This is a genomic window from Vreelandella aquamarina, from assembly GCF_044805175.1.
In the GTDB taxonomy this organism is placed as follows: Bacteria; Pseudomonadota; Gammaproteobacteria; order Pseudomonadales; family Halomonadaceae; genus Vreelandella; species Vreelandella aquamarina_B.
This window is the reverse complement of record NZ_CP085232.1, coordinates 2,127,206-2,141,701: the sequence shown is the minus strand read 5'-3', so window position 1 is coordinate 2,141,701 and position 14,496 is coordinate 2,127,206. Positions and strand designations below refer to the sequence as shown.

General features: G+C 50.6%; 9 protein-coding genes and 1 tRNA gene. 6 read left to right on the top strand and 4 right to left on the bottom strand.

The genetic code is table 11. From position 1 onward, the window contains the following. Positions 1–188 precede the first annotated feature (188 nt). From pgm to LG300_RS10040, 4 genes are all read left to right on the top strand, one after another. Positions 189–1,775: a phosphoglucomutase (alpha-D-glucose-1,6-bisphosphate-dependent) gene (gene pgm / locus LG300_RS10055; RefSeq protein WP_404375066.1), complete on the top strand. Its 1,587-nt coding sequence runs from the start codon at positions 189–191 to the stop codon at positions 1,773–1,775. A 129-nt stretch (positions 1,776–1,904) separates the two neighbouring features. Then, positions 1,905–2,759, top strand: coding sequence for a UTP--glucose-1-phosphate uridylyltransferase (locus LG300_RS10050; protein ID WP_404375064.1), 855 nt, complete (start codon positions 1,905–1,907; stop codon positions 2,757–2,759). Between the two features lie 74 nt (positions 2,760–2,833). Further along, the gene (gene cysQ, locus LG300_RS10045; RefSeq protein WP_404375062.1) at positions 2,834–3,625 is read left to right on the top strand and encodes a 3'(2'),5'-bisphosphate nucleotidase CysQ; all 792 of its coding nucleotides are present in this window, start codon (positions 2,834–2,836) and stop codon (positions 3,623–3,625) included. 164 nt (positions 3,626–3,789) lie between these two features. Next, positions 3,790–5,805, top strand: a complete 2,016-nt coding sequence (locus LG300_RS10040) for a diguanylate cyclase domain-containing protein (protein ID WP_404375060.1) — start codon at positions 3,790–3,792, stop codon at positions 5,803–5,805. Here the strand turns inward: LG300_RS10040 and LG300_RS10035 are convergent. Next, complete coding sequence (locus tag LG300_RS10035; RefSeq protein WP_404378020.1) at positions 5,802–8,210, bottom strand: EAL domain-containing protein; 2,409 nt, start codon at positions 8,208–8,210, stop codon at positions 5,802–5,804. The genes LG300_RS10040 and LG300_RS10035 overlap by 4 nt on opposite strands. Positions 8,211–8,481: 271 nt before the next feature. Between LG300_RS10035 and LG300_RS10030 the strand changes: the two genes are divergently transcribed. Both LG300_RS10030 and LG300_RS10025 read left to right on the top strand, forming a co-directional pair. Further along, positions 8,482–9,429 (top strand): AEC family transporter, encoded by a 948-nt coding sequence (locus LG300_RS10030; protein WP_404375058.1) that lies wholly within the window; start codon positions 8,482–8,484, stop codon positions 9,427–9,429. A gap of 52 nt (positions 9,430–9,481) precedes the next feature. After that, positions 9,482–9,558, top strand: a tRNA-Arg gene (locus LG300_RS10025). 216 nt (positions 9,559–9,774) lie between these two features. On the opposite strand, the gene LG300_RS10020 is transcribed toward LG300_RS10025, so the two are convergent. From LG300_RS10020 to LG300_RS10010, 3 genes are all read right to left on the bottom strand, one after another. Continuing rightward, entirely contained in the window at positions 9,775–11,340 is a 1,566-nt protein-coding gene (locus LG300_RS10020) for an ATP-binding protein (RefSeq protein WP_404375056.1), read from the bottom strand. 163 nt (positions 11,341–11,503) lie between these two features. Continuing rightward, positions 11,504–13,060, bottom strand: coding sequence for an ATP-binding protein (locus LG300_RS10015; protein WP_404375054.1), 1,557 nt, complete (start codon positions 13,058–13,060; stop codon positions 11,504–11,506). Positions 13,061–13,243: 183 nt separating this feature from the next. Further along, positions 13,244–13,987, bottom strand: coding sequence for an alpha/beta fold hydrolase (locus tag LG300_RS10010; protein WP_404375052.1), 744 nt, complete (start codon positions 13,985–13,987; stop codon positions 13,244–13,246). Positions 13,988–14,496 lie beyond the last annotated feature (509 nt).

Here is a 14,496-nt window from a genome sequence, read left to right as displayed (position 1 = left end):
GTTGATACCAAGCTTACGAGTGTAACCCCTGTAATAGCATCGAACCGGCTCCTTTTAGGGGCCGGTTTTTTTATGACGTTTTCTACTAGCTCTCTGCTGATTCCTGCTCGCATTTCGCGTTGCTATGTCAGTAGACTCCCAATAATAGGCAGGGCAGTAAATTAATAGGGTGAAAAGGAGAAATTGGGATGGATGCCATCGTTCATGCTTTTTTTGAACAAACGCCGGATGCTAATGTTGCTCAGGAGCGAGTCGCCTTTGGTACTTCTGGCCACCGTGGCCGTGCTACCGAGCGCACGTTTAACGCCTCGCATATTATGGCGATTACTCAAGCAGTCGTGGATTTTCGCAATGAAGAGGGGTATCAAGGCCCGGTATTTCTTGGGTACGATACCCATGCGTTATCGCGTCCCGCTTGGGAGTGCGCGCTGCGGGTGCTGGCGGCTAATAAAGTGCCGGTGCTGGTTGAAAAAAATCATGGCTACACGGCCACCCCTTTGGTGAGCCATGCGATATTGCAACATAATGCCCAGTCAACTCAGGCTGCAGCCAAAGCGGACGGGCTAATTATTACCCCTTCCCATAACCCGCCGGAAGATGGTGGTATTAAATACAACCCTTACCATGGTGGCCCAGCCGATACTGACGTTACCAAGTGGATCGAGCTGCGTGCGAACGCTTACCTACTTCGTCATTTGAGCGATGTTTCTCTGGTGCCTTTAGAGGAGGCGTTAGCCCACGCTCAGGAGTATGACTTCACTGCTCACTATGTAGCGCAATTGGGTAACGTAGTGGATATGGCGGCTATTCAACGCGCCAATTTAACCCTGGGGGCTGACCCTATGGGTGGTGCGGCACTGCCAGTTTGGCAGGCAGTGGCCAAGTACTATGGTTTGAACCTTGAAGTGGTGAATAGCACCATAGATGCTAGCTTTAGCTTTATGCCACCCGACCACGATGGCAAGATTCGTATGGATTGCTCCAGTGCGGATGCCATGGCTAACGTGTTAAAGATCAAAGACCGCTTTGATATCGCCTTCGGCAACGACCCAGATGCAGACCGCCATGGCATTGTGGATGCCAACGGTTTGATGAATCCTAATCATTTTTTGTCTGTGTGTGTGGACTATTTACTTAACCACCGCCCAGAGTGGAGTGCTTCTCTAAAAATCGGCAAAACTCTGGTGTCCTCGTCAATGATCGATCGCGTAGTCGCCTCTTATCAGCGCGAACTGTACGAGGTGCCGGTAGGCTTCAAGTGGTTTGTAGATGGCCTGTATGAAGGGTGGCTAGCTTTTGGAGGAGAAGAGAGTGCCGGTGCCAGCTTATTAACCCATGATGGTAAGGCATGGTCTACTGATAAGGATGGCATTGCGCTGTGCCTGTTGGCAGCTGAAATGATGGCGGTGACGGGAAAAACGCCCAGCGAGTATTATCAAACGCTTACCGAGCGTTTTGGTGAGCCTTGCTACAAACGTGTCGATACTGCTTGTACACCAGAGGAAAAAGCGGCATTTAAAAATCTCACCGCAGAGAGCGTAGTCGATACGTTGCTGGCGGGCGACCCTATCACTGCCGTATTGGTAGAAGCTCCGGGTAATCATGCAGCGATTGGTGGATTAAAAGTCACCACCGAGAACGGCTGGTTTGCTGCCCGCCCAAGCGGGACAGAGTCGCTTTATAAAGTGTATGCCGAAAGCTTTAAAAGCCCGCACCATCTAGATGAGTTAATAGAAAGTGCCACCCAGTTGCTTTCAGGCATATTGAAAAATTAGTCACCGCAGTTGTACATGTCAGGATTTGCTGGCCTATTTATTGGAATGAACATTGCATGAAATTTAGTGTGCACTTCCCGGCATTTTTCCTGATTTTGGAATGCAAAGCTCAGTAAAAGGACGTTAATGATGGCCCAAGTACGCAAAGCAATTATCCCTGTTGCTGGTTTTGGTACTCGTCTATTGCCGATCAGCAAAGCCATCCCGAAAGAGATGGTGCCTGTCGTTGATCGGCCACTCATTCAGCATGTTGTGGAGGAGGCGCTAGCAGCCGGTATCAATGAGATTATTTTGGTCACGCGGGCGGGTAAGTCGGCTATTGAAGACCACTTTGATGCTCACTTCGAGCTAGAACACTCGTTAGCCAGCAAAGGCAAAAATGCGCTGCTGGAAACCCTGTCGGCTATTTCGCCTAAAAAGCTAAAAGTCACCAGCGTTCGACAGCCTAATGCAAAAGGTCTAGGGCATGCGATTTACTGTGCTTCGCACCTGCTTGATAAAGATGAGCCTTTTGCGGTTATTTTACCGGACGTATTGGTGAAGCCTCAGGTAAGTAGTAACACGTGTGATTTAGGCAGTATGGTAGAGCGTTGGGAAGTGACTGACGCAGCGCAAATTATGGTGGAAGCAGTGCCCCAGGAAGAGGTGTATCGTTACGGTATTGTGGATTGCGACGAGCCAGCCGCAGGAGAGAGTGCCAATATGCGAGGGGTAGTCGAAAAGCCAAAGCCAGAAGAGGCCCCGTCACGCCTATCAGTGATTGGCCGCTATGTATTGCCGTATCGCATTATGGAATTGTTACGCGACCAGCCCCCGGGCGCGGGTAATGAAATTCAACTGACGGATGCCATTGACCGCCTGATGCAAGAGGGCAAAACCGTGCAGGCATTTCGGATGCATGGACGCACCTTTGACTGCGGGCATATTGAAGGTTGGCTACAGGCTAATACGACGTTAGCTAGAGAAGCAGGTTACGATGTCTAAGTACATGTTATGTCAGTCGAGGTGGGGTAGCAGGCCGCTTTCGCGGCCTCATTGCTTGCTCTGGAGATGCCTGCATGGATGAATTGTTGAAGCAGGTGTTAGCGATTGCTAATGAGGCAGGCGATGCCATCATGAAAATTTATGGCAACGAATATCGTGTTGACATCAAGGAGGATCACAGCCCGGTAACCGAAGCAGACTACGCTGCGCATCATGTTATTCTTACAGGGCTGCAAGCACTACAAGAGAAGCTCCCTGTGTTGTCTGAGGAGGATACCGGCCAGTTTGTCGGAGTAAGTGATAGTCAGCGATATTGGCTAGTGGACCCTTTAGATGGTACTAAAGAATTCATCAAGAAAAACGACGAGTTCACTGTCAATATTGCACTGATAGAGGATGGTTCGCCCATACTGGGTGTCGTCTGCGTACCTGCGCTGAGTGTTGCCTATGTTGCGGCCAAAGGTAAAGGCGCCTATAAAATAGATCGCCATGGTCATCGCCAGCCATTGAGCATAGCGGGTTCTACAAAGCACCCAGAAGTTTGGCGAGTGGTCAGTAGCCGCTCACATAAAAGCCCCGAGCTATACGATTGGCTTAGCCAGCTTGGTAAGTACGAGATCAGCTTGGTAGGTAGCTCATTGAAGTTCTGCTTAATTGCAGAAGGGAGCGCTGATGTATACCCCCGATTCGGGCCAACATGCCTATGGGACACCGCCGCAGCACAAGTGATTATTGAGGAGGCTGGAGGTAGTGTACAAGCCATGGGTGGGGGGCCTCTCCGTTATGGAAACCCAGTCGAGATCATTAATCCCTCTTTTGTTGTTTGGGGAGCCGCAAAAATAGACATACATCGTATGCTGTCCTAAATCGCAAATAGCTGTCTATATGCGCTGAATCAATAAAAAGTTTTAAGTTGAATTATGTCAACGCGCACTCAGCTCATCTTTTTGGTAATTTATGCGTCGTATGGAGATTGAGGCCTAATACCTTTGGCTCAATTGAAGGGAAGATAACGAAATAGGAATTTTCGGTGCGCTTACCCCCTCTGATAAACAAGCTTATTGCATTTCGTTCTTTAAAAGGCCAGTTGCTGCTGGGACTTTTTTGTGCCTTGGCAATTTTGGCAGGCGCAGTGCTGGGCATTGCTTGGCAGGTGGGTAAAATCATGGTGCATGAAACAACTATGTCTCATCTGCGCTATGAGGCAAGTCTACTAGCGGAAGAAATTACCGAGCAGGTTGAACGGCGGATTAACGCTCTTGAGCGCTTTAATAGTGCTATCGGCTTGTCCGATGACGCCGCTTGGCTGAGCTATGAGTTGCAAAAAAGTGATGCGCTGCTCTCATGGTTTGATGGCTTGATAGTTAGTGACGAAAATGGGGTAGTCGTAGCTGACTGGCCCCGCGTTGAAGGGCGAGTGGGTCTCGAAACCGCCGAGCGTGAATATTTTAAAATGGTGCGTGGTATCCGTCATCCCTACGTGAGTGAACCTTTTGTTGGCCGTGCCAGTAATGTACCACTGGTGTTAATTACAGTGCCTAGGCTGGATGCGGAAGGTAGGTTTGCCGGCTTTGTTGGAGGTGTGGTCAGTTTAAACAGCGGTGGGCTATTCAAGCGTCTAGGGGCAACTAGGTTAGGCGATAAGGGGTTTGCGGCGGTAGCAACTGCCTCGGGCAAAATCTTATATCACCCTAATAGTAATCTTGTTAATGGAGAAATTGCCGATCTACCGCTCAACCCATTGGCACAGAAAGCTTTGGATGGTTGGCGTGGTGAGGGGGTTGGCGTACTAGCCAACGGCCAAGTCAGCCTGCAGGCTTATGATCAAGTGTGGCCTGCTGACTGGGTGGTGGGGCTGTTTTTACCAACGAGCCAGGCTTATTTGCCCTTGTCTGGGTTTATTTACAAGCTTGTAGGAATTTGGTTTTTACTGGCGCTGATGATGATGCCTCTATTGTGGTGGCTATTGGCGCGTATTTTAAAACCCTTAGAGCATCTTGAGGCGCAAATTGGTGAAGTGGGCGTTGGGCAGAGATGCCAACTGGAACTTGCCACCAATATGCAAGAGCTACAGCAGGTAGCTGAAACATTCAATCGAGTAGAGAGTGAGCGCCAGCAGCTAGTGGGGCATTTGCAGGAGCGCGAAGCATTTTTGGACTCTGTGCTTAGCGCAACTCCACAAGGCATGTTCGTCGCTAACTTTGGCGGCAATATTACTTATATGAACCCTGCGCTCTTGGAGATATTAGCAATTGAAGCGGACACGCCGACGGAAGCATGGATGGAGCAAATCCACCCTGATGACCGCGATGGTGCAAGGGATATGTGGTTATATAGCTTGAAAACGGGCAATGATTTTGTTCGCCAACTGCGTTTTATTCGTAGCGACAAAGAGACTCTTTGGCTGGATATTCATGCGCGAGTCGTCATGCTATCGAAAGGCGGGCATTCGCTGGGGCTAGTAGGAGTGGTTAAAGATATTACCGAGCGCCGTCAGCAGGAAGCGTTGCAGCGTTGGGAGGCGGAGCATGATCCGCTCACTGGGCTGCTGAACCGGCGCGGTTTTGACCGCCGTCTTGAAGAAGCGTTTGCTGACTTCCAGAAAACCAGCACACCTTCTGCTTTGCTGCTATTTGACCTTGACCACTTTAAACCGATTAATGATGAAGGTGGCCATGCGTTAGGCGATGAAATGCTGCGCCGTATTGCCCAGGTAGTGGCTTGGGAGGTACGCCGCAGCGATCATGTGGCTCGCCAGGGGGGAGATGAGTTTGGTGTGCTATTACCTAGTTGCACATTAACCCAGGCTCAGCGCATTGCAGAATCACTGCGCCAAGCGGTAAGCGAAGTATCTGTTACTCACGAAGGTAAAGAGTATACCGTCACCTTAAGTATCGGTGTCACAGCCTTTGATGAGAGTGATGACACTGTTGAAACAGCGCTTTCCCGTGCAGATGCCGCAAGCTATGAAGCAAAAGGGCAAGGGCGAGATGGCGTTGTGGTTAAGCAGCTTAGCGAACTTGATCCAATGTCGTTATTTGATTAGTGCGTTTTAGATGTATCTAAACGCCATGTTTTTAGCCAAGAGGATAGCTGCTCTGGAGGCATCGGGCGTGCAATGCCGAAGCCTTGGGCCAAATGGCAGCCAAGAGATAAAAGAGCCTGGGCATGCTCCATTGTCTCTACTCCTTCAGCTAGTACCGGGCGTGAAAACTTTTTAGCTAAAAACACAATGCTTTCAACAATAGCGCGGTCGTCTTTGCTTGCCAGCATATCGCGTACGAAATCTCGATCGACTTTGATGAGTTGGACGGGCAAACGACGAAAATAGGCCAGCGATGAATAGCCCGTGCCGAAGTCATCGAGTGCGACATCGATGCCTAGCCTCTGGCAGCTTTCAAGTACATGAAGCGCGGCCTGCATATCATCAAGTGTGGCAGACTCAAGAATCTCAAGGGCAAGCAGCTGAGGTGGGACATCTGAATAGTGGTCTAGTAGCTGCTCTAAACGTGGCACAAAACCCTGATGCAACAGATGCTGTGGGCTTATATTTACACTGACTTGTAACTCGATACCTAGCGCTAACCAAGCTTGAAGCTGCTTCAATGCTGCTTCAATTACCCACTCGCCTAAGTGAAACTCTAGCTCGCAACCTTCCAGTAGGGGCAAAAACTCAGCAGGTGAGCGTAATCCTAGTGTTGGGTGTTGCCAACGAATTAACGCTTCAGCTCCCACGACAGCTTGTGAGTTGAGATCGACTTGTGGCTGGTAATAGAGCTGAAATTCGTTGTTGGTTAAACCATGCTGGATAGCATTGCGTTCCTGTTGTCGTAAGCGTGCTAAGTGCTCTTCATCGGTATTATAGCGAACGCACTGGGCGCCACCTTGGCTTTTGGCTTGATAAAGAGCTTGGTAAGCGTGTCGAAAGAGAGCATCTGGGTCGGCGTTATCCTCTGGGTAGTATGTCATCCCTATACAGCTAGTCAGTTTCAGCGTTTGGCCGTGCACGTGAAGTGGCTGTTGGATAGCACGATGGAGTGCTGCTTCATCTAAACACTGAGTGGGCGCCACGATAACAAACTCATCTCCGCTTAGCCTTCCCACTACGCCACGCTCGTTTAGAGGGCTGACCAATGCTTCAAGCCGCTCGGCGATACGCTTTAATATGTCGTTGCCAGCAGGGTAACCAAATAAATCATTAAGCCGTTTAAAGTCATCAATATTTAAAACAAATACTGAAAGAGGTTTATGCTGCTGGATGAGCGCTTCGAGCTGTGTGCGGGCTAAGCGCTGGTTGGCGAGTCCGGTGAGCTCATCAATATTAGCCGCTTTGTAAAGTGCTTCTTCGTGGCGCTTGGTTTCTGTGATATCTGACTGGATAGCAATAAAGCCTCCACCATTCCGCTCATTGGTGGGGAGTGGGTTGCAGCTAACATGTACCCAGTAGGGCGTGCCATCTTTACGATAGTTCAGCAGTTCTTCTTCAAAACGCTGGCGGTAACGAAGCGCATGGGCAATACGCAGCACAGTTGCGCGGTCGGTAGCTTTGCCTTGTAGAAGGTGGCCAGGTTTTTTACCTACCGACTCTTCGAACGTATAACCACTTAATCGCGTAAATCCATCGTTTACCCACTCAACTTTCCCGCTAGCATCGGTAATAACCACACCATTGCTGGTGTTTTTTGCAACCATAGAGAGGCGAGTAATTGCTTGTTGCGCTGCTCGCTGTTGGCGCAGTAACTGGGTTTCTACTCGCTTGCGTGGCGTAACATCCAGCATAGTGCCTATCAGTCGCACTACCTTGTTCTTGACCACTAATGGGTTGGCGGTAATGCGTACCCAGCGCTGTTCACCAGCGGTAGTGGTGAGTTCGAACGTATCTTTAAATGCTTTTTTATGCTCTATTGCCTTTTCGATGGCGCTCATTAAGCGTTTGCGATCTGCAGGTGTGTAAGCCTGCATTCGTTGCTCAAATGTGTGCGTTTCGCGATCATCGGCATCGTATAGTTCGCTGACGACCTTGTTCCAATGGAGAGCGCGACTAGGAACATCCATTTCCCATAAGCCAATCGCCGCGTTACCGATTGCGTGATAAGCCCTTAGCGTTAAGTAGTAATCGAACTGAAGAACAGTGCTTCTAGCAAGCTGATACAGCAGGGCACGCTGATCATCCGTTAGCTGGCGAGGCTGCCTATCCATTACGCAAAGCGTACCGATCACATTGCCATTGTCGGCAACGAGCGGCATGCCAGCATAAAACACAATACAGGGTGAGGATGTAACAAGTGGCGAATGCTTAAAGAGAGGGTCTTTGCGCGCATCGGCTACTTCATAAAGATGTTGCTGTTTTACAGCCATAGCGCAGAAGGCATTGTCATTGGATATGACGCTAGCGAACTCTCCAACGCTGCTTTTGACCCATACCTGTTGATCGTCAACCAATGTGATCATTGCGATGGGTGTGTCGCAGTAAGCAGCGGCGAGGCGTGTGATGCGGTCAAAATTTTTATCAGCCGAGAGATCGCCTAAGGTATATCGCTTCAGGGTAAGAAGGCGCTGTTCTTCTTGCTCAGGGCTGCCTGACAATACCATAAGTAGCCTATAAATCATGTTGCTTGTTTGTGCTTACTTTCTCTTATGTAGAAGTAGCTGTCTAGTGAGTCGACAAATCTCTGTCAACGGTAGAGTATAAGGGGATGCTTATTCGACTGAGAGAGCTTTTGTGGAACTCCTTGAGCTGTTTACCCGCACGCTAGATGTCACTCTGCCTGTATTTGCCATGGTGTTTATGGGCGTTGCCCTTAAGCGCTTAGGATGGGTAGATAGCCATTTTATATCGACCGCCTCAGCGTTAGTTTTTAAGGCGACCCTGCCCACGTTGATTTTTCTGAGCTTGATCAAAGCAGATCTAAATGTCGCACTGGACGTGCCGCTGCTGCTGTTTTTTGCAGTCGCCACATTAGGCCAGTTTTTACTTAGCTGGGCGTGGGCGTGTTTTCGTGTGCCTAGGTCAGATCGAGGTATCTATGTACAAGGCGCGTTTCGCGGCAACTGTGGCGTCGTTGGGCTAGCTCTAGCAGCAGGTATGTACGGTAATTATGGCTTGTCAGCTGGCAGCCTGCTGCTGGGTGTGGTGATTGTGATGTATAACGCGCTATCTGTGGTGGCGCTGGCTGCCTATCAGCCCGGCCAGTCTACCAACTGGCGAAGTTTGCTAAGCCATATTATCAAAAATCCACTGATTCTCTCCGTATTTGCTGCGTTGCCCTTTACTGCGTTTTCGGTATCGTTGCCTAGTTGGGTGATGACATCCGGCAACTACTTTGCCTCTCTCACGCTGCCGTTAGCTCTTATCTGTATCGGTGCGACGCTCTCTGTGAGCAGCATACGCGAAGGTAGCCAGGTAGCCCTGAGTGCTAGCAGTATGAAAATGGTGGTTCTGCCGATGCTTTCTACAGTAGCGGCTTGGCTCATGGGCTTTTCTGGCAGCCAGCTTGGGCTGCTGTTTCTATTCTTTGCAAGCCCCACGGCCGCAGCAAGCTTTGTTATGGTTAAGGCTATCAACGGAAATATAGCGCTGGCGGCGAATATCATCGCGATCACTACTTTAATGGCGAGCGTGACGGTGACGCTTGGTGTCTTTGTACTGCGGTTGGTAGGGTGGATTTGAAGCTCTGCGGTTGGCCATTGCACAGCAACACGCTATACTACGCGCCCCATAAGTCCCTGTAGCTCAGTAGGATAGAGCAGCCGCCTCCTAAGCGGCAGGTCGCAGGTTCGACTCCTGCCAGGGACGCCAGTTAAAACAATAGGTTAATTAAGTTTTCGTTGCTGCTTTCCCGTCATATTTCCATTTTGTCCCCTAGTGCGCCCCCTAGTTTTGTAAGCATTAGACTGCCGTATCAGTTACATATCGGTACGGCAACTTCTCGCTATTTGCCGCTTACTCGCTCCAGCTAGACAAACGAAAACAGCGCCATCATAGGCGCCGTGGATGATTGGGGTTCTTACACTGTCAACGGATAGTGTCTATCTCAAATGCCACGATCTGCCGCTGTTCGCTAGAAAACTCCACCCCGATCAGATGGATAGACTTACCCGTGGACAGGTATTTATCAGCGTAACCTTTTGCCTTGATCTGTTCCAGCGCCTTACCCTCAGGCAGCTGCTCTACCACCTTAAATTCAAATAAGTAGAGGTGGCCTCCGAAGTCGACAGTCATATCCACACGGCCGTGGTGGCTGGCGTCCTCCACGGTAACGGCAAGCCCCAAGGCCGCAAAGTGGCTGTAGAAGATACTGGCATAGTGGCCCTCATACTTCGCGATAGGGTTGTTACGGTACCAATCGTGGGGTAGCCCGGCGTAAAGTGCTCTGAGGTGGGCTTCTAGGCCGACGAGGTCGTGGTGTTGCAAGTGCTTAAAGAGCGTGCGGCGCTCACGCGGTGCATTTTCGACACCCAGCGACGGCAGTAGCGCATGGTTCAGGCTGGTTTCTACCTCTCGGTTAGGAAAGCCTAGGGTATACTGACGATAGCCCAGCATGGGTTCCTCGACCTGCTTGAGGGTTAAATAACCGGTCTGGAAGAGCAGAGCGTCGGTGCTGATGTCGTCTACGTCGAACTGGTTAAGCAGCTCGTATTCCGTTTCCCACTGATCCAACTGCGGAGTGAAGACTCCCCGCTGCTTGAGAATGTCAATCAGGAAGGTGGGTGTGGCGCTTTCAAACCAATAAGCTCCAAACGCCCGGTTCTGTAAGAGCAGCAACACGTCGAAAGGATTGTAGACAGAGGTCACTTCACAGTTCCCCCAGCGATAGCCGTTGTACCACTCTCGGATCGCCTCACGATCCAGGTCGTATAGCTCTGGGGCAAATACTGTGTCGATATCCTTATCAGTGTATCCGCAGATCGTGGCGTACTCCGGCAGCAGCGTGATATCACGCAGGTTATTCAGCCCTGAGAACAGACTGACCTTGCTGAACTTGGAGACCCCGGTGATCATCACCAGATGCAGGTGAGGATCGGCGTCTTTGATCACGCTGTAGAGGTTCTTCAGGCCTTCACGCAGCTCATGGGCGCGCTCTGATTCCAGAATATTATCGAGGATTGGCTTGTCGTACTCATCAATCAGTAGTACGACGGGCCGGCCTGTTGTCTGGTGGGCAAGCTCCAACAGGTCTGAGAACTCACCAGGAATATCGGTTTCGGGGGCCGTGGTCAGGGTGAAGCGCTCACGCTCTTTGCGCAGCTGGTGGCGAATCCGCGTGTCCAACTCTTCACGGTTGCGCATCACTCCACTGCCAAAGCTTAAGCGGATGATCGGATGGGTAGTCTGCCAGTCCCAGCGGTCATGGAGGTACAGTCCCTCGAACAGATCCTGACGGCCTTCAAACAGGCAGCGCAGCGTATCCAATAGCAAACTCTTGCCAAAGCGCCGAGGACGCGACAAGAAGTAGAATTTGCTCTGTTGGATCAGGCGTTCAATTATCGGCGTCTTGTCGACGTAGTAGTAGCCGCCCTCGCGGATCGCCGAGAAGGTCTGAATACCTATCGGTAGCCTGAGATGTGGATCAGTCGACATACTGGCCTCCGGCGTGCGAAAAATTCCTGCAGACAATAGTTTATCAATTCGCACGGAAAACCTCGTATTTTTAGCACGAGGATGGATAATGCGGTGTCCGCTTACCTGAAAAGTTTAGCAAAATCCCGCGCCCGATTGAGATTCAGCGGGTAACCGGGGCGGTTCACTTATGCTGGTTAGCCAGCTGAAGTACCAATGTCATGGTGGTGCCCTCGCCAAGCTGGCTCTTGACGTGAATCCGCCCCTGTTGGCGCTGTATTAAGGTGTTTACAATTGCCAGCCCCAGCCCGGTACCCTTTCCGCCCCGGCACGTGGTGAAAAATGGGGTGAAAATTTTATGCAGATGCTCAGGGGCAATACCCTGGCCGGTATCGCTGACCTGCAGGCGACCTGTTACGCCTTGCTGCCAGCTGGAAAGGGTGATTAAGCCGCCGTCTGGCATTGCTCTGACGGCGTTCTGGCACAGGTTGTCCATCACTCGTGTCATCTGCGATGGGTGTATTAATACTGTGACGTTGGCGTCGCTATTCACCTCACAGTGGACATTTTTAGGCAGACGTTTTTTCAAGTCGTGAGCATAGCTTGCCAGCCAGTCAGTCAGATTGACTGCCTGGCACTCCAGCGGCTGCTCGGTAACATAGAGCAGCATTTCTTCAATTAGATCTACACCACGCTGGCCGGCTAGTTGAATCTGTTGAAGATTGTCGAGCAGCGCTGGCTGGGCGAGCAGGCCTTCGTTGAGTAGTTCGGTCTGGCCATTAATGACCTGTAGGATATTGTTGAAGTCATGCGCAATCCCGGCAGTCATTTGGCCCAGTGTGCGCATTTTTTCCTGGTGGTGAGCCTCCTGGCGGCGCTGGGTAAGCTCTGCTTCCTGGTGCTTCAGTAGGGTAATATCCATCACTGTCCCAACGATTTTCATCGTTTCACCTGCCACCCTCATCGGCTGACCCCTGACATCTACCCAGGTAGGAGGGCTGCCTGGCACCTGTTTTTCTAGGGGCAGCTGGATATGGAACGCGCGTTGGGTTTCGATACTGTGGCTAAGCTGTTTCCTTAGCTGCTGCTGGGCTTGCGGCGTGTATTGCTTCAGCCAAGCATCAAAGCTGACCTGACCCTTAACGCCGAGGATGTCATTAACTATCGCGTTGCACCAAATATGGCCTGATTCAATGTCCCACTCGTAAAGGCCGATATTGGTATTATCAATCGCCTGATGCAGGCACTGTTCATAGCGTCGCATCAGGTACCCCATTATTTGGTGAGCCAGGGTAAGCAGGTGTTGCAGCTGTGCACGAGAAAAATGGCGTACCTTGTGATCAATAATGCACAGGCTGCCGATCCGGTAGCCTTCCGGGGTGATCAGCGGTGTGCCCGCGTAGTAGCGAATATATGGCTCCCCTGTGACTAGGGGGTTGTCTGAAAAGCGCGGGTCATGCCAGGCGTCCGGCACCTCAAAAATATCGTCTTTTGCGGTGATGGCATGGCCACAGAATGAAATATCACGCCGTGTTTCACCCAGCTCGGTACCAGGGTGGCTCTTGAAGCGCTGCAACTCTTTATCAATAAAGGTCACTAGGACAATCGGCACCTGAAAAAACGCCTTCGCCAGCGCTGCAATTGCCTCGATCTCAGGGTCTTGTTCCATGTCGCGGAGCGTATAGCGCCACATGGCCGATAGACGCTGCTCTTCATTGTTAGGCAAGGGAGGTGCTTGCATTATGAAACCTTTTCTTGGGTGCACGTGGAATAGTGCGCACTGGTTACAGCCGGTCGTCCTACCTATAGACGTTATACTTAGCACTATTCTTATTGGTCGCTCAACACCTTTACCCATCAACCGGCTGACATCGGCGGCTGATGGGGCTTACCTGGCGTTGCAAACTAAGCTGTTGTTGTGCTCTCAAGTTACCTGTTCCAGCCAGGTGATTATTTCATGGCTGACCAGCTCAGGGTGTGTCATGTGAATACAATGGCCTTCGGTTGGCAGCACGCGAAGCGTGCTCTTGGGCATATGTGCCTGCATATAATGGCCAATAGTTTCGTGGGCGATGGCATCGATCTGGCTTTGTAGCAGCAGAGCAGGGTGCTGGTTCTTGGGCAGCAGGTCGCGGTAGTCAGAAAAGAACGTGGCCTTTGCAAAGGTTCTAGCCACTAGCGGAACTGTTGCACAAAAACTGTCGGAAAGTTCTCCCAACATTGAGCCTGAGTTAGCATTGCCCATTACCAGCGGGGCGAGATAGGAGGCCCAGCCCATATGGTCACGCTCTATCAGCTGAACCAGCTCTTCTAGGTCTACGCTTTCAAAACCACCATAGTAATCAGGCGGCAGGTTCAAAAAACAGGGTGATGGGCAAACCATTATATGGCTGACAAAGCGTTCCGGGTCATTATTGGCGGCTAGCATGCCAATGCTGCAGCTGACTGAATGTCCAATAAAGTGAACTTGGTTCAGGTCAAGAGTGGTACAGATCTCGTTAATATCCGCGGCGTAACCTTCTAGCGTGCTGTAGCGGGCTTCATCGTAGGCAGACAGCTGCGATTGGCCAGAGCCGACATAATCAAACAAGACAAGCGTGTAGCGGCTTTGCAATGCAGGCGTTAGGCGATACCACATGGTTTGGTTGCAGCCAAAGCCATGGGCCATCAGTAAGGTTGTATCTCCTGATCCAAAAGTTTTTATGTTATTGCGGGCAATTATTTTCTCTTTCGTTAGTGTCATCTGGCTGTGTTCTCTATTCTGTGTTGGATTATTAGGGGCAGCTAATGTTTAGTGGTCCCCAGGTAATGGCAGAATAAGGGGCAAACTGGGTAAGTGAACGCCAAGCGCGTGGTTATCATATCAAGCTGATTTCAGCTCAGTTCACCAATCAGCCTTATATGAAAATCAACTAATGCGAAAAGCAGCAAAATACATGCGTTGATGCCAAAGCGATGTCTTAATTTGGATGATTGTATTATTACTGCGGCTGAACGTATTGAGCAACATGTAATAACAGATCCTACTGCTGAATGGGCCACCGAGTTAAGGTCACCAGGGGGAAACCCCGTCGTGTCTATCTCGCATACTCACTTATATACTCACTCACTTCCTCATGTAGCAGCTTTCACAAAGATGGCTGTTGGGGAGCGGCCAACCCACATACCCGTTACAGT

Bases quoted from the DNA above. Each gene is read 5' to 3' on its own strand.
- pgm (WP_404375066.1), top strand. From the start codon at position 189: ATGGATGCCATCGTTCATGCTTTTTTTGAACAAACGCCGGATGCTAAT.
- LG300_RS10050 (WP_404375064.1), top strand. From the start codon at position 1,905: ATGGCCCAAGTACGCAAAGCAATTATCCCTGTTGCTGGTTTTGGTACT.
- cysQ (WP_404375062.1), top strand. From the start codon at position 2,834: ATGGATGAATTGTTGAAGCAGGTGTTAGCGATTGCTAATGAGGCAGGC.
- LG300_RS10035 (WP_404378020.1), bottom strand. From the start codon at position 8,210: ATGATCACATTGGTTGACGATCAACAGGTATGGGTCAAAAGCAGCGTT.
- LG300_RS10020 (WP_404375056.1), bottom strand. From the start codon at position 11,340: ATGTCGACTGATCCACATCTCAGGCTACCGATAGGTATTCAGACCTTC.
- LG300_RS10015 (WP_404375054.1), bottom strand. From the start codon at position 13,060: ATGCAAGCACCTCCCTTGCCTAACAATGAAGAGCAGCGTCTATCGGCC.
- LG300_RS10010 (WP_404375052.1), bottom strand. From the start codon at position 13,987: ATGGCCCATGGCTTTGGCTGCAACCAAACCATGTGGTATCGCCTAACG.